The following is a 572-nucleotide window of genomic DNA, read 5'->3' on the forward strand; positions in this document are numbered from 1 at the left end:
GTGCCGAGGGTGGCGCCGGAGGCGCCGGACAGGACGACGTTGAAGGTCTCGTTGGCTTCGACGAGGGCGTCACCGGCCACATTGACGGTGACGGTCTTGCTCGTCTCGCCGACGGCGAAGCTCACCGAGCCGGTGGGGAGCACGCCGCCGGTGAAGTCGGCGGCGGCGGTGGTGCCGTTGGCGACGGCCCAGTTCACGCTGGAGGCGATGCCGGTGTTGCCACTGCGGGTGACGGTGAAGGTGAAGGGCGTGGCGCCCGAGCTGCCTTCGGCCTTGCTGGCGCTGGCGGTTGCGATCGACAGGGTGGGCAAGGTGTCGTCGTTGAGGATGGTGCCGGCGGCGCTGGCGGTGCCGAGAGTGGCGCCGGTGGGCGTGGTGAGGTTCACGTAGAACACTTCGTTGGCTTCGACGAAGGTGTCGCCAACGACATTGAGGCTGATGACCTTGCTGGTCTCTCCGGCGGCAAAGCTGAGGACGCCGGAGGTGGGGCCGGAGAAATCGGCGGCGTTGAGGGTGGCGGAACCTTCGACGACGCTCCAGCCCACGCTGGAGGCGATGCCGGTGTTGCCGCT

The 572-nt window shown here is 68.5% G+C and carries 1 protein-coding gene; it reads right to left on the reverse strand.

Features of this window, described 5'->3' with window-relative positions:
* Nucleotides 1–572, reverse strand: a 572-nt coding sequence (locus QQK25_RS23540) for a Calx-beta domain-containing protein (protein WP_284190128.1), incomplete at both ends; no start/stop codon positions are given.

This window comes from Zoogloea oryzae (assembly GCF_030161255.1).
Lineage (GTDB): Bacteria > Pseudomonadota > Gammaproteobacteria > Burkholderiales > Rhodocyclaceae > Zoogloea > Zoogloea oryzae.